This is a genomic window from Variovorax sp. GW822-FHT04E09 (genome assembly GCF_058800845.1).
This window is the reverse complement of sequence record NZ_JBXAMR010000007.1, coordinates 111,341-132,638: the sequence shown is the minus strand read 5'-3', so window position 1 is coordinate 132,638 and position 21,298 is coordinate 111,341. Positions and strand designations below refer to the sequence as shown.

The window sequence follows — 21,298 nt, the reverse complement described above, 5'->3', positions numbered from 1 at the left end:
ACACGATGCCCTTTGCACAGATCTACCTCATCGAAGGCCGCACCGAAGAACAGAAGCGCGCGCTGATCGAGAAAGTGACCCGCGCCATCGTCGAGGCCGTCGACGCACCGAAGGAGAACGTGCGCGTGTGGCTGCACGACATGCCCAAGGAAAACTGGGGCATCGGCGGCGTGTCCGCCAAAGACCTCGGACGCTGACCGCTTCGCGCTGCGGCGCTGTCTTCTTCAAGGCCCTTGCGAGTCGCTGACTCGCGAGGGCCTTGTGCTTTGTACGAACTCCTGGGGGCTTTGTTCACAGTTTCGCCCTGTGCCTATGTCTGCCGCACCCGCTTTCGGACTCGTCCGATGGATGGAACGGGACCGTCTTCCTAAAGTCATCGGTCAACAAACCGTATGAGCTGGCGCCGCGCGTGCGCGTGCCGCTGCGGTCCCGTTTTTCATTCAGCAAGCACTAGGAATCACATGGCAACGAAGAAGACGAAGGTCGTCGTCAACAGCAACGGCAGGAACATCGATCACACGGTGGAAGCGGCAACGAACGGCAAGGCGCCGGTCCGCATCAAGGTCCAGAAGGGCGCGAAGTACCTGCTCAAGGGCGACGACGGTTTCGCGCCCGAGAACGTGACGCTCACGCGCGTGGGCAACGACCTGCAGATCACGCTCGAAGGCGAGACGAGCCCGGGCCTGGTGCTCGAGGGCTACTACGCGCAGTCCGAACCCGTGGGCCTGTACGGCGTGGCCGAAGACGGCCAGTTGTATGCCTACGCGCGCACCGATGGCGCGGGCGACATCTACGCGCTGGCCGAAGGCCAGTCGGCGCCCGTGGCGCTGGGCGGCGATTCGTACGGCGCGGGTGCGCCGTACCTGGCCGGCACCGAAGCGGCCGGCAACGACGCCTTCGGCGGCATGCTGCCCCTGCTGATAACCGGCGGCCTGGCTGCGCTCGGCCTCGGCGCGATTGCCGCGGCCAGCGGCAGCGACGGCGATACCGCGCCCAGCCTTCCGCCCGTGATGCCCCCGCCCGACGTGCGTCCTCCCGGCAAGCCCGGCTTCGACGGCATCGGCGGTGCCTACGACGACGTCGGCCCCATCAAGGGCCAGATCCAACCCGGCGGCCAGACCGACGACACGCGACCTGATTTTTTCGGAACCGGCACACCCGGCAATACCATCACCATGTACGACAACGGCAAAGAAATCGGCAAGACCCTTGTGGACGGCAACGGCGCGTGGCACTTCACGCCACCGAAGGACCTGAGCGAGGGCAACCATTCCATCACCATCACCGAGAGCGATCCAGCCGGCCGTGAAGGCGAGCCTTCGGACCCGTTCGAGTTCGCCGTCGACACCACCCCGCCGCCCAAGCCCGAGTGGGACGGCGGCAGCAGCGAAGGCCCCGGCGCCGTCATCGACGACGTGGGCCCCATCAAGGGCCGCGTGCCCCCGGGCGGCGCGACGGACGACCAGCGTCCCGAGTTCAACGGCCAGGGCACCCCGGGCGACACCATCATCGTGCAGGACCACGGCAAGGAAATCGGCCGCGTCGAAGTGAACGGGGACGGCGTGTGGACCTTCACGCCGCCGACCGACCTGAGCGAGGGCGAGCACTCCATCACCATCGTCGAGCGCGACCCCGCGGGCAACGAGAGCGAGCCCTCCGACCCGTTCGATTTCGTCGTCGACATCACCCCGCCCGCGCAGCCCCAGGTGGGCGGCGCCAACGACAACATGGGCGAGTACCAGGGCCCCATCACCCCGGGTGGCGTCACCGACGACCGCCAGCCCGAGTTCCATGGCGAAGGCACGCCGGGCGACACCATCGTCATCAAGGACGGTGACACCGTGATCGGCACCACCGACGTGGACGAGAACGGTGCCTGGACCTTCACGCCGTCGACCGACCTGAAGGAGGGCGACCACTCCATCACCGTCATCGCGCGCGACCCGGCCGGCAACGAGAGCAAGCCCTCCGACCCCTTCGATTTCGAGATCGACGTGACCCCGCCCGATGCCAGCAAGCTGGCCATCACGGGCGTGGCCGACGACGTGGGCGAAGTCACGGGCAACGTGGCCTCGGGCGGCAAGACCGACGACAGCCGTCCGCTGCTCAGCGGCACCGGCACGGCCGGCGACACCATCATCGTGACCGTCAAGGACAGCACGGGCAGCCGCGAGCTCGGCCGCGCGATCGTGGAGGCCGACGGCAAGTGGACGCTGCAGGTGAGCACGCCGCTCCTGCAAGGCAAGAACGAGTTCACCGCCATCGAGATGGACCCCACGGGCAACCACACCGCGCCCACCGCGCCCTACACCGTGATCCTGGACAGCGTGCCGCCGAGCGTGCCCGTGATCCAGAACGTGCAGGACGACGTGGGCCCGCACCAGGGCATGCTGCAGAAGGGCCAGGTCACCGACGACGCGCGGCCGACCATCATCGGCACCGCGCAAGCGGGCAACACCATCAAGGTCTACGACGGCACGAAGCTGCTGGGCCAGACCGTGGCCGACGCCAACGGCAAGTGGAGCATCACGCCCGAAGCCGACCTGGCCGACGGCACGCACAACATCACCGCCACGGCCACCAACCCCGTGGGCCAGACCAGCGACGCCACCGGCATCTGGAACTTCGTGGTCGACGCCACGCCGCCGGGCAAGGTCAAGGCCGACGGCACGTGGAGCGTCACGCCCACGGCCGACCTGGGTGAAGGCGCGCACGCCATCACCGCCACGGCTACCGACAAGGCCGGCAACACGAGCGAGCCGACGGCTGCGTTCAACTTCACTGTGGACACCGTCGCGCCGACCGCACCGAGCATCGAGTCGGTCACGGACGACGTGGGGTCCAAGCAAGGTGCATTGGTCAACGGCGGTGTGACGGACGACCCGTCGCCCACGCTGTCGGGCAAGGCCGAAGCGGGCGGCACCGTGATCATCAAGGACGGCTCCGTGGAGCTGGGCAAGGTCGTGGCCGACGCCAGCGGCAACTGGGTGTACACGCCGACCTCGCCGCTGGCTGAGGGCGAACACAAGTTCACCGTCACCGCCACCGACAAGGCGGGTAACACGAGCGCGCCTTCGGCCGAGTTCGTGGTGACCACCGACTACTCGCCGCCGGACGCCAGCAAGCTGGCCATCACCGGCGTGGAAGACGACGTGGGCGGCATCACGGGCAACGTGGCCTCGGGTGCCACCACCGACGACAGCCGTCCGGTCATCAGCGGTACCGGCACGGCCGGCGACGCCATCGTCGTGATGGTCAAGGACAGCACGGGCACCCACAAGCTGGGCGGAACGGTCGTGGGCGCCGACGGCAAGTGGACGCTGCAAGTGACCACGCCGCTGCTGGAAGGTCGCAACGAGTTCACCGCGATCGAAATCGATCCGGCGGGCAATGCGACCGCGCCGAGCGCGCCCTACACCGTGATCCTGGACAGCGTGCCTCCACTTCACGGTGGACACCGTGGCACCCTTCTCGCCGAGCATCGGCGGGGTGACCGACGACGTGGGTGCCGTGCAGGGTTCAGTGAATCACGGATCGACGACCGACGATCCCTCTCCCACGGTCTGGGGCAAGGCCGAAGCCGGCAGCCTCGTGACCGTGTACGACAACGGGACCTGGTTGGGCGAGGCCAGGGTCGACGCCAACGGCCAGTGGAGCCTCACGCCGACCACACCGCTGGCAGAAGGCGAACACAAGTTCACCGCCACCGCCGCCGACAAGGCGGGCAACACGAGCGCGCCTTCGGCCGAGTTCGTGGTGAACACCGACTACACGCCGCCGGATGCCAGCAAGCTGGCCATCACGGGCGTGGAAGACGACGTGGGCGGCATCACGGGCAACGTGACCTCGGGCGCGACGACGGACGACAGCCGCCCGGTCATCAGCGGCACCGGCACGGCCGGCGACACCATCATCGTGATGGTCAAGGACAGCACGGGCAGCCGCGAGCTGGGCCGCACGATCGTGGAGGCCAATGGCAAGTGGACGCTGCCAGTGACCACGCCGCTGCTGGAAGGCAGCAACGAGTTCACCGCCATCGAAGTGGACCCCGCAGGCAACGCGACCGCACCGAGCGCGCCCTACACCGTGACCCTGGACAGCGTGCCGCCAAGCGTGCCCGTGATCCAGAACGTGCAGGACGACGTGGGCGTGGTGCACATGCTGCAAAAGGGCGAAGTCACCGACGACGCGAAGCCGACCATCATCGGCACGGCGCAGGCCGGCAACACCATCAAGGTCTACGACGGCACGACCCTGCTGGGCCAGACCGTGGCCGACGCCAACGGCAAGTGGAGCTACACGCCCGAGACGGCGCTGGCCGACGGCCCGCACGACATCACCGCGACGGCCACGAACTCCGTGGGCCAGACCAGCGACGCCACCGGCATCTGGAACTTCGTGGTCGACACCGCGCCTCCGGGTCCGGTGACGGGCCTCGAGGTGCTGGACGACGTGGGTGCCAAGACGGGTCCGCTCGCCAATGGCGACACCACCGACGACACCAAGCCCACCTTCAACGGCAAGGCCGAGCCGGGCGCGACCGTGAAGGTCTACGACAACGGCACGCTGCTGGGCAGCGCGCCGGTCGATGGCAACGGCGACTGGAGCTTCACGCCGAACGCGCCGCTGGCGAACGGGCCGCACGCGCTCACCACCGAGGTGGTGGACCCGGCGGGCAACAGCAGCGGACAGGGCGCGCCCCTGAACATCGTGGTCGACAACTCGGGCGTGACGGTGTCGATCGACACGCTGCTGGACGACCAGGGCACCAACAAGGGCAGCATCGCGCTCAACGGAACCACTGACGACACCCGCCCTGAAATCCAGGGCACGGGCAAGGCCGGCAGCACCGTGAAGGTGTACGACGGTTCGACCCTGCTGGGCGAGACCGTGGTCAAGGCCGACGGCACGTGGAGCGTCACGCCCACGGCCGGCCTGGGTGAAGGCGCGCACGCCATCACCGCCGTCGCCACCGACCTGGCGGGCAACGTGAGCGAGCCGACCAAGCCGTTCAACTTCACCGTGGACACCGTGCCGCCGACCGCGCCGAGCATCGACGCGGCAGCAGACGACGTGGCCGACCTGCGCATGCGCGCCGACTCCGCCATGCTGCTGGACTGGCTGCGCGGCGCAAAGGTGCTCTGAGGGGCGCGAAAGGCGGGGTTTTTCGGAACAGTCCTATGTACGGGCCGTGCGGGCCTTCCTAGGATGGGTGAGCGCCGGGTTGCCTCAGTGGGCCCGCTGCCTTGTGCCGCATCGCATGCGGCATGAAGCGCGGGCGCAGCGGACGCGGCTTCATTCATTCTTTTGAGAATTTCGAGCACCCATGCCGGTCCTGATCACCGGGGTCGCGAACCGCGGCCCGAGCCCCCGAACGCATTGCCTCGTGCATGTTGTTGCCGCAGCGGACTGTGAAGGGGCACCCGCATGAGCCGCTTCTTCGCCGCACCCTCGGAGCCCCTGGCGCGCCCCGCCCGCCGCATCGGCGTGCTCGGCCATGCGCTGCGCGAGCGCGAGTACGCGCGGCGCGTGCTGCGCGCGCTGGGCGTGGCGCCGCTGGTCTTCACCAGCATCGACGAACTGGCGACGCTGGGCGACCGCCTGAACCTGCTGTTCCTGGCCGACGTGCCCGAGGCGGCGAGCGAGGAGGCGCCGGACGTGCTGTCGTTGATGGGGACGAAGATCGTTCCACTGGCGCAGGAGGCGCCCGCGCCCACGCGGCACCTGCGGGGGCGCCCGCCCGCGGCGGCACCGGCGTTCGACGATTTCTACCGCACCATCCTGCTGTCGCTCCGGACGCGCGGCCTGGCGTGCGCGATGCCAACGCCGCTCGTGTGGGGCGCCTACAGCTTCCAGCCGATGGACCGCAGCGTGAGCTTCGCGGGCCGCACGCAGCGCGTCGACCCGGTCACCTTCGACCTCGCGCTGGAGTTCTTCTTCAACGCCGAGCGCGTGCTGTCGATTCCGCGGCTGCGGCAGATGCTCAACCCCGTGCGCGGCGCGCGCAGGTTCTGGGGCAACGAACTCATCGGCACGCTGACGGACGTGATGGACGAGCTGCAACTGCACGGCGCCCACGGCTGGCGCCTGGTGCACTGCGAGCCCGAGGCGTTCCGGCTGGACCGGGTGCGGGTGGGCGAGACGGCATCGGACGCCTGAACGAAAAAAGCCCTAAGTCGTTGAAAACTTAGGGCTTTTTGAGCCATTCCGCCGAGGCGGGGAGGCTGTGTTGGTGGCTCTTCACGGACTCGAACCGCGGACCTGTGGATTATGATTCCATCGCTCTAACCGACTGAGCTAAAGAGCCGTCAGTGCAATTCAGCACCGAGCCCAAAATTATAGCCCAGGCTTTGGGCCCAGTTCAACTCCCGGCGTTTTCAGGTCGATTTTTCTGCAATCGAATGCGTCGGATCGCATCGCGACTTAACCCCGATCGCCTCCATGGGCCGTACAAGCTCGGGTGACAATCCTGCGATGTCTGCGCTGCCACGCGCCCCTTCTGCTGCTGCCCGCACCGCCACCGAGCGCGACGCCATGCCCGACGATCAGTTGATGCTGGCCTACGCCCACGGCGACGCCGCCGCCTTCGACGTGCTCTATGCGCGCCACGAAGGCGGCCTGTTCCGCTTCGTCAAGCGCCTGCTCGGCGCGCGGCTGGCCGCGCAGGCCGACGAGGTGTTCCAGGACACCTGGGTGCGGATCATCTCGGCGCGCGACAGCTTCTCGCCGCAGGGCGCCACCTGGCGCACCTGGGCCTTCACCATCGCGCACAACCTCGCGATGGACCGCCTGCGCGTGAGTGGGCGCGAGGTGACGCTCGATGGCCACGCGACCGACGACGACGGCGACGCGGTGCCCGCGCTCGACCGCGGCGTGCACGGGGCCACCGACTTGTCGGCGCACCCGTCGGCCGAAGAGCTGGCGTTCTGGCGTGCCGCCGGGCGTCGGCTGCTGGCTTGTCTCGACGAACTGCCGGCCGAGCAGCGCGCGGCTTTTCTCTTGCACCATGAAGACGGCCTCACCGTCGACGCGCTCGCGGCCAAGCTGGAGATCGGCTTCGAGACCGTGCGCAGCCGCCTGCGCTACGGGCTGCAGAAGCTGCGCGGCTGCATGGAACGCTACCTGTCGGTGCTGGAGCAGCGCGCATGAGCACCGGCATGGACGACCACGACCTGCACGACGCGCGGCTGCGTCGCGCGCTGGACCACGCGCCCGATCGCGACGCCGTGCCCGCGGCCCACACGCGCGAGGCGATCCTGAAGATGGCGCACAACCTCGCCGCGGCTTCCGCGCCGGCGGCCGGCCCTGCGGTGCAGGCCGCGCCGTGGTGGCGACGCTTGCTCGGCGGCGGCAGTCCGCGTTCGCGCATGCCGTGGAACGCGGCCTTCGCGACCGTGCTCGTGGCGACCTTCGTCACCGTGCTGTGGCATCGCGAGCCGGTGCCCGACGCGCGGCTCGATGGCGAGGCGCAAGTGGCCGGGGCGCCCGCGCCGGCGTCGGCACCGCCTGCGCCTGCGCAATCGGCCGAAGCACCGGCGGTAGCCGCAGCACCTGCGCCAGCCGCTGAACCGGCCGCAACGGCGGACATGACACCGCCCGCTGCGCAGCGCAGCGAAGCGGCGCGCGATGCGAAAGAAACCCTGAAGCAGCGCGACGTACAGGAAACAACGCGTGAAGCGTCGCGTCGGCGCGAAGCCCCTGCTGCTGCGGTGTCGGTCCAGAAGGACGAAGCGCGGGCGATGGAAAAGGCGGCGCCCGCGGCCCCGATGGCGCAAGCCCCGGCGCCCGTGCCTGCGCCTGCTGCGCCGGCCATCGCATCTGCGCCCATGCCGGCCGCGCCGCCCATGGCCGATGTCGGCCAGAGTCCGATGCCCTACGCAGCCGCACCGCCGGCGCCGGCCGTAGCGCCAGCAGCGCCAGCAGCGCCAGCAGCGCCAGCGCCGATGCAGCGCGAGTCCGCAGACACGGCGTCGTCGCTCGCTGCGCAAGGCGGTGCCAGCGCGAACGTCGCCGGCATGCAGCGCCGCGCCGCTCCCGTGCAAGCCGCGCCGGCTCCGTCGGCCGCCGCCAAGGCGGCACCGCGCGCAGCCACCGAAGCCGTGGTGAGCGGCGGCTTCACGGCCCTGGACCGCTGGACCACCCTCGACATCACGCGCGCCGGCACCACCACGCGCCAGATGCGCGGCGACACCGAAGGCCTCGCAGCACTGGTGAACACCGTGGCGCGCGCGGCCACCGTGGCGGGCGGGGAATGGGGTGTGCCGGTCGAGGCGCGCATCGAACTGCGGCGCGACGGCGCGTTGCTGGCCGTGCTCGAGATCGCGGGCGACCAGGTGCGGTGGACGCCGCAGCCGGGCGGCCCCGCATCCATCGGCACGCCGCCGGCGCAGGCTCTCGAGGCGCTGCGCACGGCGTTGTCGCGAGCCCGCTGACGGCAACCGCTGCTGCGGTCGCCGGGCCCGCGACGATCAGCCTGATCAGGCGTTCTTGAAGTCCGGCTGGCGCTTGGCCAGGAAGGCGTCCATGCCTTCCTTCTGGTCCTGCGTGGCGAACAGCGCGTGGAACAGGCGGCGTTCGAACATCACGCCGTCGCTCAGGCCGCTCTCGAAGGCGCGGTTGACCGATTCCTTGGCCGCCATCACGGCGATCTGCGAGAAGCCCGCGATGATCAGCGCGGCGCCCAGCGCTTCGTCGGCCAGCTTCTCGAATGGCACCACGCGGCTCACGAGGCCCGCGCGCTCGGCTTCGGCGGCGTCCATCATGCGGGCAGTGAGCGCCATGTCCATGGCCTTGCTCTTGCCCACCGCGCGCGGCAGGCGCTGCGTGCCGCCGGCACCGGGGATCACGCCGATCTTGATCTCGGGCTGGCCGAACTTGGCGTTGTCGGCCGCGATGATGAAGTCGCACATCATCGCGAGTTCGCAGCCGCCGCCCAGCGCGAAGCCGCTCACGGCCGCGATGACGGGCTTGCGGATCGAGCGGATGGTTTCCCAGTTGCGCGTGATGTAGTCGCCCTTGTAGGTGTCGATGAAGCTGTACTTGGCCATCGCCGCGATGTCGGCGCCGGCCGCGAAGGCGCGCTCGCTGCCCGTGAGGATGATGCAGCCGATGGCGTCGTCGGCGTCGAAGGCCTTGAGCGCCTGGCCCAGTTCGGTCATCAGCGCGTCGTTCAGCGCATTGAGGGCCTTGGGGCGATTGAGGGTGATGATGCCGACCTTGCCTGCTTCGGTCCGCACGTCGATGTTTTCGTAGCTCATGGTGTCGCTGTCTCCGGGGGAGGTGGGGAAAAAAACGCGTCCCACTATACCCAGCCGGGCTTCGGGCTCGCTGACGCGCGGGTGTTTCATTTGAGAATTGTTCTCATCTAAAATGGCCGCCATGGACTTCCCGATGCAAGAACATGCCGTGTTGCTGCGGGCCTATGCCCGGGTGCAGGAGCGTTGCTCGCGCCTGCTGGTGGAGCAGGCCGCCCGGGTCGAGCGACTCGAGGCGCAGATCGTGCGGTTGCGCGGCGCACTGGTGGCGCGCGACTCGGCGATTGCCATCGTGCGCGAGGAACTGGCGGCGCGCGCGGCCAAGGGCAGCGCCTTGCCCCAGCGCCTGAATGCGCTGCTGGCGCCGGGCGGCCGGCGTCACCATGCCTTGCCGCCGGGGTCGCAGGTGCCGGCCGACCTGCGGGCCAAGTCGGTGCTGTGCGTGGGCCGTTCGGAAGCGGCGCAAGAGGCGCCTTCGCTGGCGCGCCAGCTCGTGGAGATTGCCGGCGGCCATTACCTGCACCACGACGGCGGCGACGAGGCCGACGACCCCGCGGCGCTCGAGGCGGGCCTGCGTGCCGCCGACCTCGTGATCTGCCAGACCGGCTGCGTGAGCCACGGCGCCTACTGGCGCGTGCAGGACCATTGCCGCCGCACCGGCAAGCCCTGCGTGCTGGTGGGCGAGCCGCAGCCGATGCTGTTCGTGCGGCCGCCGCTGGCGGCGGCCGTCGATCACCCGGCCTGAAAGGAAATTACGGCTTGGCTGCGAGCCAGGCCGAGATCTTGGCCGCGTCGTGCGAGAACAGCCGCCACGTGGTCGAGCCCGTCGGCAGCGTGAGCGGCAGGCGCAGCAGCCGGCGGTCGCGCGCGACGAGGGCGGTGCATTTGGTGGCATCGCCAAGGTACAGCGCCAGGTCGTCGAGCTTGGTGAGGCGCCAGGCCTGCGCGGGTTGCGACGTGCCCTTGCCGCGACCACCGACGGCCGGCAATTCGATGCCAAGCCATTCGTCGTTGGCCGAGAAACCGGCCTTTTCGGCGGCGCCGCCGCGCAGCACCACCTTGATCTGCACGCTGCCGCCGGTTTCGGCCACGCGCAAGCCGAGCGCCTGCGCGGGTTGCGAGGGGTCGTCGAGCGTGGCCACGCCGTGCGCGCGCAGCAGGTCGGCCAGCGGGAGTTCGTCGGTCGAATGCACCCAGCGCGCGAGCTCGGGGGCGTACGAGCGTCCGCCCACGGCTTCGAGCGCGGCGGCAATGTCGGCTTCGCTGATCGGGCCGCCGTTACTGTGCGTCCAGAGGTGGCGCATCACGTCGTCGAGCGTGCCCTTGCCTTCCTGGCGCAGCGTGAGGTCGAAGCACAGCGCCACCAGCGCACCCTTGGTGTAGTAGCTGACGGTGCTGTTGGGCGTCTGCTCGTCCTGGCGGTAGTACTTGACCCAGGCGTCGAAGCTAGCGTCGGCCACCGGCTGCACCAGCCGGCCGGGCGTCTGCAGCACTTGGTTGATGGTCTTGTTGAGCAGGCGCAGGTACGCCGCGTCGTCGATGCGGCCGGCGCGGCGCAGCAGCAGGTCGTCGTAGTAGCTCGTGAAGCCCTCGAAGAACCACAGCAGCTGCGTGTAGTTCTCGCGGCTGTAGTCGTAGCTCGCGAACTCCGCCGGGCGCATGCGCTTGACGTTCCAGGTGTGGAAGTACTCGTGGCTGATGAGGCCCAGCAGCGTGGTGTAGCCCTCGGGCTGCTTCTTCTTTTCGCCGCGCAGCGGCAGGTCGCGGCGGTTGCAGATGAGCGCGGTGGAGTGGCGGTGCTCGAGCCCGCCGTAGCCGTCGTCCACCGCATTGAGCATGAACACGTAGCGGTCGATCGGCAGCTTCGGGCCGCCCCGCTTGCCGGCCTTGTCGCCGTGCCAGAAGCGGATCTCGGCTTCGCAGATGGCCTTGGTGTCGGCAATGAGGCGCTCGCCGTCGAACGAGGCCGCGGCGCCCGCGATCACGAAGCGGTGCGGCACGCCGCAGGCGTCGAACTCGGCGCTCCAGAAGGCGCCCATCTCGACCGGGCTGTCGGCCAGTTCGTCGTAGCCGGCGGCGCGGTAGCTGCCGAAGCCGTGCTTGTCGGCCTTCGTCGGCACGAGCGCGGTGGCGCACGACCAGCGCGCGGCGTCGGCCGGCAGCGCGGGCGGCACGATCTCCAGCGCGTGCGGCGCCTCGGTCTGGCCTTCGACGCGCAGGCACACGCTGGTGCCGTTGAAGAAGCCGCGCGTGGCGTCGAGCCAGGCGGTGCGCACCGAGTTGTCGTAGGCGCACACCTGGTAGTGCAGCACCAGCGGCTGGCCTGGCACGCAATCGATCTGCCAGCTGCACTTGTCGAGCTGCGTCAGCACCGGCTTGCGGCGGCCCTGCGTGGCGCGCAGGCCCTGCAGGTTCTTGGCGAACTCGCGCACGAGGTAGCTGCCCGGAATCCACACCGGCAGCGCCACGCGCTGCTGCGCGGCGGGCGCGGCGATGGTCAGCGTGACGGCGAACAGGCGCGCATGCAGGTCGGCGCACTCGACGCGGCAATGCACAGCGGGCGTGGCGGTTGCAGCCGCGGCTGCGCGCCGGGAAGCGGAGGTCGTCGCCATCGGATCAGTTGGCAGCGGCGAGCTGCTTCTCGACCTGTTCGGCGGGGATCGCGCCCGGGACGCGGCTGCCGTCGGTGAAGATCAGCGTGGGTGTGCCGGTGATGTTGTACTTGCGGCCGAACTCCACGTTGCGTTCCAGCGCCGTCACGTTGCAGCTGGTGGCGGCGGCGGCGGGCTTGACGTTGCCTTCCATCCAGTCGGCCCAGGCCTTGCCCGGGTCCTTGCTGCACCAGATGTCGCGCGACTTGGCGGTCGAATCCGGGCCGAGCACGGGGTACAGGAACATGTAGACGGTCACGTTGTCGACCTTCTTCATGTCCTTCTCGAAGCGCTTGCAGTAGCCGCAGTTCGGGTCTTCGAAGACCGCGACCTTGCGCTTGCCGTTGCCGCGCACGATCTTGATCGCGTCTTTCAGCGGCAGCTTGTCGAAGGCGACGGCGGTGAGCTTCTCGACGCGCTCCTCGGTGAGGTTGCGCCGGGTCTTGGCGTCGATCAGGCTGCCCTGCAGCAGGTAGCCGCCTTGCTCGTCGGTGTACAGGATCTGGCTGCCGTTGACGCGCACTTCGTACAGGCCCGGCACGGGCGTCTTGGTGACTTCCTCGATGGGCGGCAGCTGCGGGATGTGCGTCGGCAGGTTCTTGCGGATTTCGGCCTCGCCCGCGCCGGCGGTGGAGAGCGTGAGCAGCGCGCAGGCGGCGACGAGAAGGTGGCGGACGAAGGTCATCGGGAAGGTTTCGGGAAAAAGGTGGAGGGCTGGTGGGCGCGGGGCGTCAGGCCTTCAGGCCCATGGCTTGTGCGGTGATCCAGTGCTTCACGAAGCGCGTGCGATCGAAACCGCGCATGCCCCAGTTGCGCAACGCAGGCAATGGACCCAGGTTGTGCGAGAAAAGTTGCTGCAATCCGTCGGTGGCCAGGCTCATCTGCAGCACGTCGGCGCGGCGGGCGCGTTCGTAGCGGCGCAGCAGGCGGGCGTCGCCCACGCTGCGCCAGTAGTCGCGGGTGCGGATCACGTCGGCCAGCGCGGCCGCGTCGGCCAGGCCGAGGTTCAGGCCCTGGCCCGCCAGCGGATGCACCGTGTGGGCGGCGTCGCCCGCGAGCACCCACGATTGGGTGGGCTGGCCGGGCATCGCGCCGGACCAGCGGTCGGCGATGGCGCGCGACAGCGGCCACACGGCGCGTTCGCTCGTGAGCCGCAGCGAGCCCAGCTCGCCGTGGCTGGCCTCACTCACGGCGGCATTGAATTCTTCGGCGCCTTGCGCGACCAGCTCGGGCACGCGCAGCTGGTCGACCGACCACACCAGCGCCAGCGTCTTGCCGTGCACGCCGCCCAGCGGCAGCAGGGCGAACACCTCGCCGCGGTCGTTGAACCACTGGCGCGCGATGCCGTCGTGCGTGTGCGCGGCCTCGAGCCGCGCGGCAATGGCGTGCTGCGGGTAGCGCGTGACCTCGTAGCTCACGCCCAGTGCCGCGCGCGAGGCGCTGGCCTTGCCTTCGCACACCACCGTGAGCGGCGCGGCCACGGGCTCGGTCACCACGTCGATCAGGGGCTGGAAGCGCACCGCGTCGGCCAGCTGCTGTTCGAGCGCGGGCACGTCGACGATCCAGGCCAGCGCCTCGACCTTCTGGCGCGCGGCGCTGAACTGCACGCGGCCGCCGTCGTCGCCGTGCACCTGCATCTCGTGCACCGGCGTGGCATGGGCCGTGTCGGGCCAGGCGCGCAGCGATTCGAGCATGGTGCGGGACGCCGCGTTGAGTGCGTACGCCCGGATGTCTTCCTTGCCCGCAGGCGCTGGCGGCACCACGAGCGCGACACGCACGCGTTCGCGCGCCAGCAGCAGCGCCAGCGTGCGGCCGACGATGCCGGCGCCGCGGATACAAACTTCGGGAGAAAGGGCCATCGGATGATTGTAGGAGTTGCCTCGCGCGCGGGCGCCGATACCCGTTCATGCGGGAGAATGGCCAGCGATTTCAAAGGAACCCCCACCGTGTCGCAGCCGCCCGCTTTCGATCTCCAGGCCACCATCGCCCGCCTGTTCGTGTACCCCGTCAAGTCGTGCGCCGGCGTCGAGCTCGACGAGATGCTGCTCACCGAAACCGGCCTGGAGTTCGACCGGGCCTGGATGGTGGTCGATGCGCAGGGCGAGTTCGTCACCCAGCGGCAGCTGCCGCGCATGGCGCTCATCCAGCCGCAGATGAAGCACACCGAGGTCGTGCTGCGCGCGCCCGGCATGCTGGCGCTGCACCTGGCCTTCGACCGCGTCGAGCAGCCGGTGCGCGTGCGCGTGTGGAAGGACGAGGTGGCGGCCTACGACATGGGCGACATCGCCGCCCAGTGGTTCAGCGACTTTCTTTCGGAGCCCGGCAAGCCGCAGACGCTGCGCCTGGTGCGCTTCGACCCCGAGCACCAGCGCCTGTCGAGCCTGAAGTGGACCGACGGCGTCGAGGCGCTGAACCAGTTCGCCGACGGCTTTCCGCTGCTGGTGGCCAGCGAGGGCTCGATCGCCGAACTCAACGAGCGCCTGGCAGCGGCCGGCCACGGCCCGGTCGGCATCGAGCGCTTCCGCCCGAACATCGTGCTGGCCGGCATCGAGTCGCACGACGAAGACCGGGCCGACGCGCTGCACGTCACCACCGGCGAGGGCGAGGCCGAGCTGCGCCCGGTCAAGCCCTGCACGCGCTGCCCCATTCCCGACATCGACCCGGCCACCGCCCTCAGCAGCCCCGAGGTCGGCGACATGCTGCGCACCTACCGCGCCGACGCGCGCGTGGACGGCGGCATCACCTTCGGCATGAACTGCATCGTGGTGCAGGGCGTGGAGCACATGCTGAAGGTGGGGCAGTCCGTCGGCGCGAACTACCGCTTCGAGTGAAGGGCATGGCGCGCGCCTGAGCGGCGTGCGGTCAACTCGGGGGGCGTGCACAGGACACCGGGTACTCCCCTCCGCGAATGTCCCCCGGCCTGCGGCCTCCTCCTTGATTTCGCTGCGGGGAGCACCCGATGCCCTGCGCACGAGGGCACGCTCTGCGTTGCGGGCGATCAACGACTGCTGCGAACAACGATCACGCTGATGGGGTGCCTTGCGCAGCGAAATCAAGGGGGAGGCCGCAGGCCGGAGGACATTCGCGGAGCAAGGTGCCCCGTCGGCGGGGGCGCGCCCTGAACAATGCCCGATCTGACCCCCAGACAGACCGTGGGCAGTCGCTCAGAGCCTCAGAACTTCACGCCGGCGATCAGGATGATGTTCGCGTAGGGCGTGCATTCGCCCGTGCGCACGATGGCGCGGGCCTTCGCGCTGCGGCGCTTGAGTTCTTCATGCGACACCGTCTGCGGCGCGATGCCCAGCGACTGCGGGTACCAACCCGGCAGCGCCTTCGCATCGCCTTGCAGCGCTTCGTCGGCCACCACGATGGCTTCGACCTGCATCTCGGACAGCACCGCCTTCAGCACATCGGTGATCCCCGGCACGCCGCGCGCCACGGCCAGGTCGATGCGGCGCGGGCCGTCGGGAATCGGCAGACCGGCGTCGCCGATCACCAGCATGTCGCCGTGGCCCATCGAGGCGATCACGTGGGAGAGTTCGGCGTGCAGCAGGGGAGAGCGTTTCACAGCGTGATCCAGTCGGGGGGCAGGGGGCTGCGCAGCACGGCGTCGCGCAGCGGGATGGAGGGTTGGGCGCCGGGCTGCTGGATGCACAGCGCGGCGGCGCGGATGCCCAGGCGCACGGCCTCGTCGAAAGATTGGCCTTCGCCCAGCGCCACGGCGAGCGCGCCCAGGAAGGTGTCGCCGGCGGCGGTGGTGTCGACCGCCTGCACCTTCGGCGCGGGATGGTGGCGCGCGCCGTCGGTGTCGACCGCCACGGCGCCGCGCGAACCCAGCGTCACGACCACGCGGGCGATGCCGCGCGCGCGCAGCGCCTGGCCGGCCTGCGCGGCTTCTTCGGGGCTGTCGGCGTTCTGGCCCGACAGGGTCTGCGCCTCGATCTCGTTGACCACCAGCGTGTCGATGCGGGGCCAGAGTGCCTCGGCGATGGCTTGCACCGGCGAGGGGTTGAGCATCACCGCGCAGCCCGCGTCGTGCGCGGCGTTGATGGCGCGTGTCACCTGGTCCATCGGGGTTTCGAACTGCGCGACGAGGAAGGCCGCGCCCTGCACCTGCTGCCTCAGCGAGGCCTCGTCGATGGTGACGCGCGCGTTGGCGCCGGGAATCATCACGATGCGGTTCTGGCCGCTGTCTTCCACGAGGATCAGCGCCGTGCCGGTCGGCTCGCCCGGCACGGTGCGCAGCGCGGCGGTGTCGATGCCGTCGCGCGCGAGCGCATCGCGCAGTGCCGCGCCATGCGCGTCGTCGCCCACGCAGCCGATCATCTGCACCTGCGCGCCTTGGCGCGCGCAGCTCACGGCCTGGTTGGCGCCCTTGCCACCGGGAATGGCGTCGATCGAGCGGCCCAGCAGGGTTTCGCCCGCGGCCGGCGCGTGCGGCACGCGCAGCACGATGTCCATGTTCAGGCTGCCGAGCACCACGATGCGCGGTGGCGTGGAGGAAGAAAGAGGCTGAAGGCTCACGAGGTGCGGGACTTGGAAGATGTGGCGGTGGGGGAGGCGGCGGGCGTCACGCCGGTTTCGCGAAAGCCCGCGTGGCGCGCGGTCGAGGCGCGCACGCGCAGCTCGGGCTGCAGCACGACCTTGCGCGCGTCGCGGCGCTTGCCGCCCATGCGCTCCAGCAGCATGTCGACCGCCAGCGCGCCGATGCGCTCCTTGGGCTGGGCCACGGTGGTGAGCGGCGGGCTGGTGTAGGCCGACAGTTCGATGTCGTCGAAGCCCACGATGGACAGTTCGTCGGGCACGCGCACGCCGCTTTCATGCGCGGCGCGCAGCGCGCCGATGGCCATCAGGTCGTTGCATACGAACACGGCCGAAGGCTTCTGCTCGGTGCGCAGGATGGCGTGCATCGCCTCGTAGCCGCCCTGGCTGGTGAAGCCGCCGCGCCACAGCAGCGCGTCGGCGTTCGGCGCCGAGCCGGTCTCCGCCAGCGCCATGCGCCAGCCTTCGATGCGCTGCTCGCTCGATGTGACGCCCAGCGGACCGCCGATGCAGGCGATGCGCTTGTGGCCCAGCGACAGCAGGTGCCGCACGGCGAGCAGGCCGCCCTGCATGTGGGCGGTTTCCACCAGGTCGCAGGCCGGGTCGGCGATCTCGCGGTCGACCAGCACGGTGGGAATGCGCAGGCCGCGTAGCTGGGTGGCGAGCGAGTCGTCTTCGTCGGCGCCGGTCGACACCACGATGAGCCCGTCGATGCGGCGCTCGGCCAGCACCTGCAGGTACACGCTCTGGCGCCGGGGCTCGTCGTCGGTGTTGCACAGCACCAGCGTGTAGCCGGCGCCGAAGCAGCGGTCTTCCACGATGCGCACGATCTCGGCGAAGTAGGGGTTCGAGCTGTTGGGAATCAGCATGCCCAGCGTCGAGGTGGTGTTGCTCTTGAGGCTGCGCGCCATTGCGTTGGGCACGTAGCCCAGTTCGCGGATCGCCAGCTCGACGCGCTCGCGCACCTTGGCGCTCACGTGGCGCGTGTCGTTGACGACGTGCGACACGGTGGTGACGGAAACGCCCGCCTGGAGTGCGACGTCCTTGATGGTGGCCATGGTTGTGTGGGTTCCTTGAGGCTCAGGCCAGTCGACGATCGGCCCGGCGCTGGCGCAGGGTGTCGATGATGACGGCCACCACGATCACCGCGCCCGTGATGATGCGCTTGCTCGGTTCGCTCGCGCCCACCTGCGCCAGGCCGGCCTCGAGCACCGCGATGATCAGCACGCCGAAGAAGGTGTTGACCACCGAGCCGCGCCCGCCCATGAGGCTGGTGCCGCCGATGACCACGGCCGCGATCACCTGCAGCTCGATGCCCACGCCCGCGTTCGGGTCGGCCGCTTCGAGGCGGGCCGACTGCATCAGGCCCGCGAGCCCGGCCAAGAGGCCGGTCACGGCGAACACGATGATGCGGATCGGCCGCGGGTCGATGCCCGCCAGGCGCATGGCTTCCTCGTTGGTGCCGATGCCCACGACATGGCGGCCGAACACGGAGCGCGTGAGCACCAGCTGCCCCACGGCCACCAGCGCCACGGCGAGCACGAAGGCGGCCGAGATGCCGCCGATCCACGGCGCGGCCAGGCCCGAGATGGCGTCGCCCACGTACTGCGTGCGCGAGTCGGTGACCAGGTAGGCGCCGCCGCGCACGGCTTCGAGCATGCCCAGCGAGACGATGAAGCTCGGCAGCCGCCAGGCGACCGACACCGCGCCCGTCACCGTGCCGCAGATGAGGCCGGTGGCCAGGCCCAGCAGGGCGGCCAGCGGCACCGAGAGCTTCCATTCGAGGATGGCGGCGGCCGTGACGGCCGCGCTCAGCGCGAGCACCGAGCCCACCGACAGGTCGATGCCCGCGATGATCAGCACGAAGGTCATGCCCACCGCCATCACGGCCAGCGCCGGGATCTCGTTGGCGATGGAGATGAAGGTTTCGCGCGTGAGGAAGTATTCGCTCATCGAGCCGAAGAGCGCGATCATGCCCAGCAGCACGACCGTGAGGCCCAGGTAGGTGCCGAGCTGGCCCTTGAGCGCGGACGGCGGCTTGCCGGTGGCGGCGGAAGCAGGAGAAGAGGGAGAGGCTGCGTTCATGGTCGTCAGGCGTCGGCGGAAGTCGGGGCGGATGCGGAAGGGGCGGAATCCGCCGGGGAACCGGGCACGCGGCCCGTGGCGTCGCTGAAGGCGGCGGCGAGCAGCGACTGTTCGCTCCATTCGCCGCGCTCGAACACCGCGACCAGCCGGCCGGCGCTCATCACGCCGATGCGGTCGCACATGGCCATCAGCTCGCGCAGGTCGCTGGACACCATCAGGAGCGCCTTGCCGGCGTCGGTCATGCGGTCCAGTTCGGCGTACAGGTCGGCGCGCGCGCCCACGTCCACGCCGCGCGTGGGTTCGTCCAGCAGCAGCACCTTGCATTCGCGGTGCAGCCAGCGCGCGAACACCACCTTCTGCTGGTTGCCGCCGCTGAGCGTGGACACGGGTTGTTCGATGCTGCGCGAGCGGATGCGCAGCAGCTCCACCAGCCGGCGCGCAATCTGCCGCTCCTTGGCGCGGCGCAGCCAGCCGGCATGCGAGATCGCGCCGAGGTCGCTCAGCGTGGCGTTGACGCGGATCGGCTGCGTGAGCAGCAGGCCCTGCGACTTGCGGTCTTCGGTCACGAGGCCGATGCCCGCGCGAATGGCTTGCATCGGCGAGCGCCAGCCCTTGCGCGCATGCCGCACGGGTTGTGCGGCGGGCGTGCCGTCGTGCAGCACGACCTCGCCGCGGTCGGCGCGGTCGGCGCCGAACAGCAGCCGCACGAGTTCGGTGCGGCCCGAGCCGACCAGCCCGGCCAGGCCCATGACTTCGCCCGCGCGCAGTTCGAGATCGACGTCGCGCACCACCTGCGCCCGGCCGATGCCGCGCGCGCTCAGCAGCACCGGGCCCGCCACGCGGCGCGCGCGGCCTTCGTGCTCGTGCACCGCACGCCCGACCATGCGCTGCACCAGTTCGGATTCGCGCACGCCGGCCATGGCGCGCACATCGACCAGCTTGCCGTCGCGCAGCACCGCCACGCGGTCGGCGATGCGCTGCAGCTCTTCGAGGCGGTGCGACACGTAGACGATCGCCACGCCGCGCAGCTTCAGCAGTTCGATCTGCTCGAAGAGGTGCGCGGTTTCGCGCGGCGTGAGCATGGCGGTGGGCTCGTCGAGCACCAGCACGCGCGTGTCGTCCTGCAGGTTGCGCGCAATCTCCACCATCTGCTGCTGGCCGATGCCCAGCCGCGCCACCGGCGTGGCCGGGTCGATGCCGTCCAGGCCGATCTTGGCGAGCTGGCGCTCGGCCAGCTCGTGCAGCGTGGCGCGGCGAATCCAGCCGCTCTTGTGCGGCAGGCGGTCGAGCAGCAGGTTCTCGGCCACCGACAGCGTGGTGACGAGGCCGAGTTCCTGCATGACCATGCGCACGCCCAGCCGCTCGGCATCGCGGCGCGAGGCCGGCGCGAAGGGCTGGCCATCGAGCAGCATGCCGCCGCGCGTGGGTTGCACCAGCCCACAGACGATCTTCGACAGCGTGCTCTTGCCCGCGCCGTTCTCGCCCGTGAGCGCGAGCACCTCGCCGGCGCGCAGTTCAAGAGAAACCCCGTCGAGCACCGGCGCCGCGTAGTCCTTGCCGACCGTGCTCAGTGCGAGCACGGCGGTGGGTAAGGGCGGATTCATGGCGGCGTCGGGTGCGGCAGTCAAAACGAGGTCTTCTTCTTTTTAGGGGGAGCGAAGCGGCTTACTTGGAGGACTTGGTGACGAGCACCACGTCGGTCTTCACTTCGGCCGGCATTTCCGATTGCTTCTTCTTGTCGGCGATGGCCTTCAGCGCGGTCTCGATGCCGAACACGGCCTGCTTGGCGGCGAACTGGTCGGCGGTGGCGAGCACGCGGCCGTCCTTCAGCATCGGCTTGATGGCGCCGATGTTGTCGTAGCCCACCACCAGCACCTTGCCGGTCTTGCCCGCGGCCTTGACGGCGGCCACGGCGCCCAGCGCCATGCTGTCGTTGCCGGCCAGCAGGGCCTTCAGGTCGGGGTGCTCGCGCATCATGCCGGCGGCCACGGTGTTGCCCTTGTCGATTTCCCACTGGCCCGACTGCACGCCGACCACGGTCATGCCGCCGGCCTTCATGGCGTCCTGGTAGCCCAGCGTGCGCTGCTGCGCATTGAAGGTGGTCGACACGCCTTCGATGATGCCGACCTTGTCGCCCGACTTCAGCTCCTTGGCGAGTGCGTCGCCCACCAGCTTGGCGCCGGCACGGTTGTCGGGGCCGACGAAGGGCACCTGGATGCCCTTTTCCTTCAGGGCGTCGGCGTCCAGCCGGTTGTCGATGTTCACGACCAGGATGCCCTTGTCGATGGCTGCCTTGATCACCGGCACCAGCGCCTTCGAATCGGCCGGCGCGATGACCAGCGCGTTGATCTTCTGCGCCACCATCTGCTCGACCATCTTGATCTGGGCGGCGGTGTCGGTCTCGTCCTTGATGCCGTTGGCCACCAGCGTGTACTGCGCGGGGTGGGCCTTCTGGTGCGCCTTGGCGCCGTCTTCCATGGTGCGGAAGAACTCGTTGGCCAGCGACTTCATGACCAGCGCGACCTTCGGCTTGTCCTGCGCGAAGGCGGGCGTTCCGGCGATGGCGCCCAGCAAGGTCAATGCGGCAGCGCTTTGCAGGGTACGGCGGGTGAACTTCATGGTGGATGTCTCCTGAAATGAGGGGTCAGAGCGGAACGCCGGTCTGTGCCGGGGGCCCCGATGTTAATCGAGGGAAACGTTTGCGCAAACGTTTGCCAGTCGGGTCAAACCCTGAGCCTTTCAGCCCTCGAAGCCGCTGCCAGAGGG

17 protein-coding genes, 1 tRNA gene and 1 pseudogene are annotated in these 21,298 nt (G+C 69.7%); 8 read left to right on the top strand and 11 right to left on the bottom strand.

All coding sequences use genetic code 11. From position 1 onward, the window contains the following. Positions 1 to 5: 5 nt before the first annotated feature. The 4 genes and pseudogenes from thmT (at position 6) to AC1RL8_RS25205 (ending at position 6,159) form a co-directional block, all read left to right on the top strand. Positions 6 to 197, top strand: coding sequence for a 2-hydroxymuconate tautomerase (gene thmT, locus AC1RL8_RS25220; protein ID WP_062475127.1), 192 nt, complete (start codon positions 6 to 8; stop codon positions 195 to 197). A gap of 195 nt (positions 198 to 392) precedes the next feature. After that, positions 393 to 3,371, top strand: a pseudogene (locus AC1RL8_RS25215) (Ig-like domain-containing protein); the annotation flags it as partial. 79 nt (positions 3,372 to 3,450) lie between these two features. Beyond that, positions 3,451 to 5,145 carry an Ig-like domain-containing protein gene (locus tag AC1RL8_RS25210; protein WP_492686522.1) on the top strand — a complete coding sequence of 565 codons (1,695 nt, stop codon included), beginning with the start codon at positions 3,451 to 3,453 and terminating at the stop codon, positions 5,143 to 5,145. Between the two features lie 282 nt (positions 5,146 to 5,427). Next, positions 5,428 to 6,159, top strand: a complete 732-nt coding sequence (locus AC1RL8_RS25205; RefSeq protein ID WP_492686523.1) for a hypothetical protein — start codon at positions 5,428 to 5,430, stop codon at positions 6,157 to 6,159. Between the two features lie 71 nt (positions 6,160 to 6,230). On the opposite strand, the gene AC1RL8_RS25200 is transcribed toward AC1RL8_RS25205, so the two are convergent. Further along, positions 6,231 to 6,307: transfer RNA gene (locus AC1RL8_RS25200), tRNA-Met, on the bottom strand. A gap of 167 nt (positions 6,308 to 6,474) precedes the next feature. On the opposite strand from AC1RL8_RS25200, the gene AC1RL8_RS25195 reads away from it, so the two are divergent. Both AC1RL8_RS25195 and AC1RL8_RS25190 read left to right on the top strand, forming a co-directional pair. Beyond that, a complete protein-coding gene (locus AC1RL8_RS25195; protein WP_492686524.1) occupies positions 6,475 to 7,149 on the top strand; it encodes a sigma-70 family RNA polymerase sigma factor in 675 nt (224 codons plus the stop codon). Continuing rightward, complete coding sequence (locus AC1RL8_RS25190; protein ID WP_492686525.1) at positions 7,146 to 8,432, top strand: hypothetical protein; 1,287 nt, start codon at positions 7,146 to 7,148, stop codon at positions 8,430 to 8,432. Before AC1RL8_RS25195 ends, AC1RL8_RS25190 begins: the two co-directional genes overlap by 4 nt. Before the next feature lie 45 nt (positions 8,433 to 8,477). On the opposite strand, the gene AC1RL8_RS25185 is transcribed toward AC1RL8_RS25190, so the two are convergent. Next, complete coding sequence (locus AC1RL8_RS25185) at positions 8,478 to 9,257, bottom strand: enoyl-CoA hydratase (RefSeq protein ID WP_062481985.1); 780 nt, start codon at positions 9,255 to 9,257, stop codon at positions 8,478 to 8,480. Positions 9,258 to 9,390: 133 nt separating this feature from the next. Here AC1RL8_RS25185 and AC1RL8_RS25180 point away from each other — a divergent pair, with 133 nt between their 5' ends. Further along, complete coding sequence (locus tag AC1RL8_RS25180) at positions 9,391 to 9,999, top strand: DUF2325 domain-containing protein (RefSeq protein ID WP_492686526.1); 609 nt, start codon at positions 9,391 to 9,393, stop codon at positions 9,997 to 9,999. A gap of 7 nt (positions 10,000 to 10,006) precedes the next feature. On the opposite strand, the gene AC1RL8_RS25175 is transcribed toward AC1RL8_RS25180, so the two are convergent. From AC1RL8_RS25175 to AC1RL8_RS25165, 3 genes are read right to left on the bottom strand one after another with little or no spacing between them, the layout of a single operon-like run. Continuing rightward, entirely contained in the window at positions 10,007 to 11,866 is a 1,860-nt protein-coding gene (locus tag AC1RL8_RS25175) for a M61 family metallopeptidase (protein WP_492686527.1), read from the bottom strand. A gap of 4 nt (positions 11,867 to 11,870) precedes the next feature. Next, positions 11,871 to 12,590 carry a DsbC family protein gene (locus tag AC1RL8_RS25170; RefSeq protein WP_070062774.1) on the bottom strand — a complete coding sequence of 240 codons (720 nt, stop codon included), beginning with the start codon at positions 12,588 to 12,590 and terminating at the stop codon, positions 11,871 to 11,873. A 46-nt stretch (positions 12,591 to 12,636) separates the two neighbouring features. Further along, positions 12,637 to 13,764 (bottom strand): FAD-dependent monooxygenase, encoded by a 1,128-nt coding sequence (locus tag AC1RL8_RS25165; RefSeq protein WP_492686528.1) that lies wholly within the window; start codon positions 13,762 to 13,764, stop codon positions 12,637 to 12,639. Positions 13,765 to 13,821: 57 nt separating this feature from the next. Between AC1RL8_RS25165 and AC1RL8_RS25160 the strand changes: the two genes are divergently transcribed. Next, positions 13,822 to 14,736 carry an MOSC domain-containing protein gene (locus tag AC1RL8_RS25160; RefSeq protein WP_492686529.1) on the top strand — a complete coding sequence of 305 codons (915 nt, stop codon included), beginning with the start codon at positions 13,822 to 13,824 and terminating at the stop codon, positions 14,734 to 14,736. A gap of 341 nt (positions 14,737 to 15,077) precedes the next feature. Here the strand turns inward: AC1RL8_RS25160 and rbsD are convergent, their stop codons facing one another. The 6 genes from rbsD to AC1RL8_RS25130 all read right to left on the bottom strand — a co-directional run bounded on the left by rbsD (position 15,078) and on the right by AC1RL8_RS25130 (position 21,151). Further along, on the bottom strand, positions 15,078 to 15,473 hold the full coding sequence (gene rbsD, locus AC1RL8_RS25155) for a D-ribose pyranase (protein ID WP_492686530.1): 396 nt from the start codon (positions 15,471 to 15,473) through the stop codon (positions 15,078 to 15,080). Continuing rightward, a complete protein-coding gene (gene rbsK, locus AC1RL8_RS25150) occupies positions 15,470 to 16,429 on the bottom strand; it encodes a ribokinase (RefSeq protein WP_492686531.1) in 960 nt (319 codons plus the stop codon). Before rbsK ends, rbsD begins: the two co-directional genes overlap by 4 nt. Next, the gene (locus tag AC1RL8_RS25145; RefSeq protein ID WP_159272892.1) at positions 16,426 to 17,505 is read right to left on the bottom strand and encodes a LacI family DNA-binding transcriptional regulator; all 1,080 of its coding nucleotides are present in this window, start codon (positions 17,503 to 17,505) and stop codon (positions 16,426 to 16,428) included. Before AC1RL8_RS25145 ends, rbsK begins: the two co-directional genes overlap by 4 nt. Before the next feature lie 22 nt (positions 17,506 to 17,527). Then, positions 17,528 to 18,532: an ABC transporter permease gene (locus tag AC1RL8_RS25140; RefSeq protein WP_159272893.1), complete on the bottom strand. Its 1,005-nt coding sequence runs from the start codon at positions 18,530 to 18,532 to the stop codon at positions 17,528 to 17,530. Between the two features lie 5 nt (positions 18,533 to 18,537). Continuing rightward, positions 18,538 to 20,136: a sugar ABC transporter ATP-binding protein gene (locus AC1RL8_RS25135; RefSeq protein WP_159272894.1), complete on the bottom strand. Its 1,599-nt coding sequence runs from the start codon at positions 20,134 to 20,136 to the stop codon at positions 18,538 to 18,540. Positions 20,137 to 20,197: 61 nt separating this feature from the next. Further along, the gene (locus AC1RL8_RS25130; protein WP_492686532.1) at positions 20,198 to 21,151 is read right to left on the bottom strand and encodes a sugar ABC transporter substrate-binding protein; all 954 of its coding nucleotides are present in this window, start codon (positions 21,149 to 21,151) and stop codon (positions 20,198 to 20,200) included. Between the last annotated feature and the right edge of the window lie 147 nt (positions 21,152 to 21,298).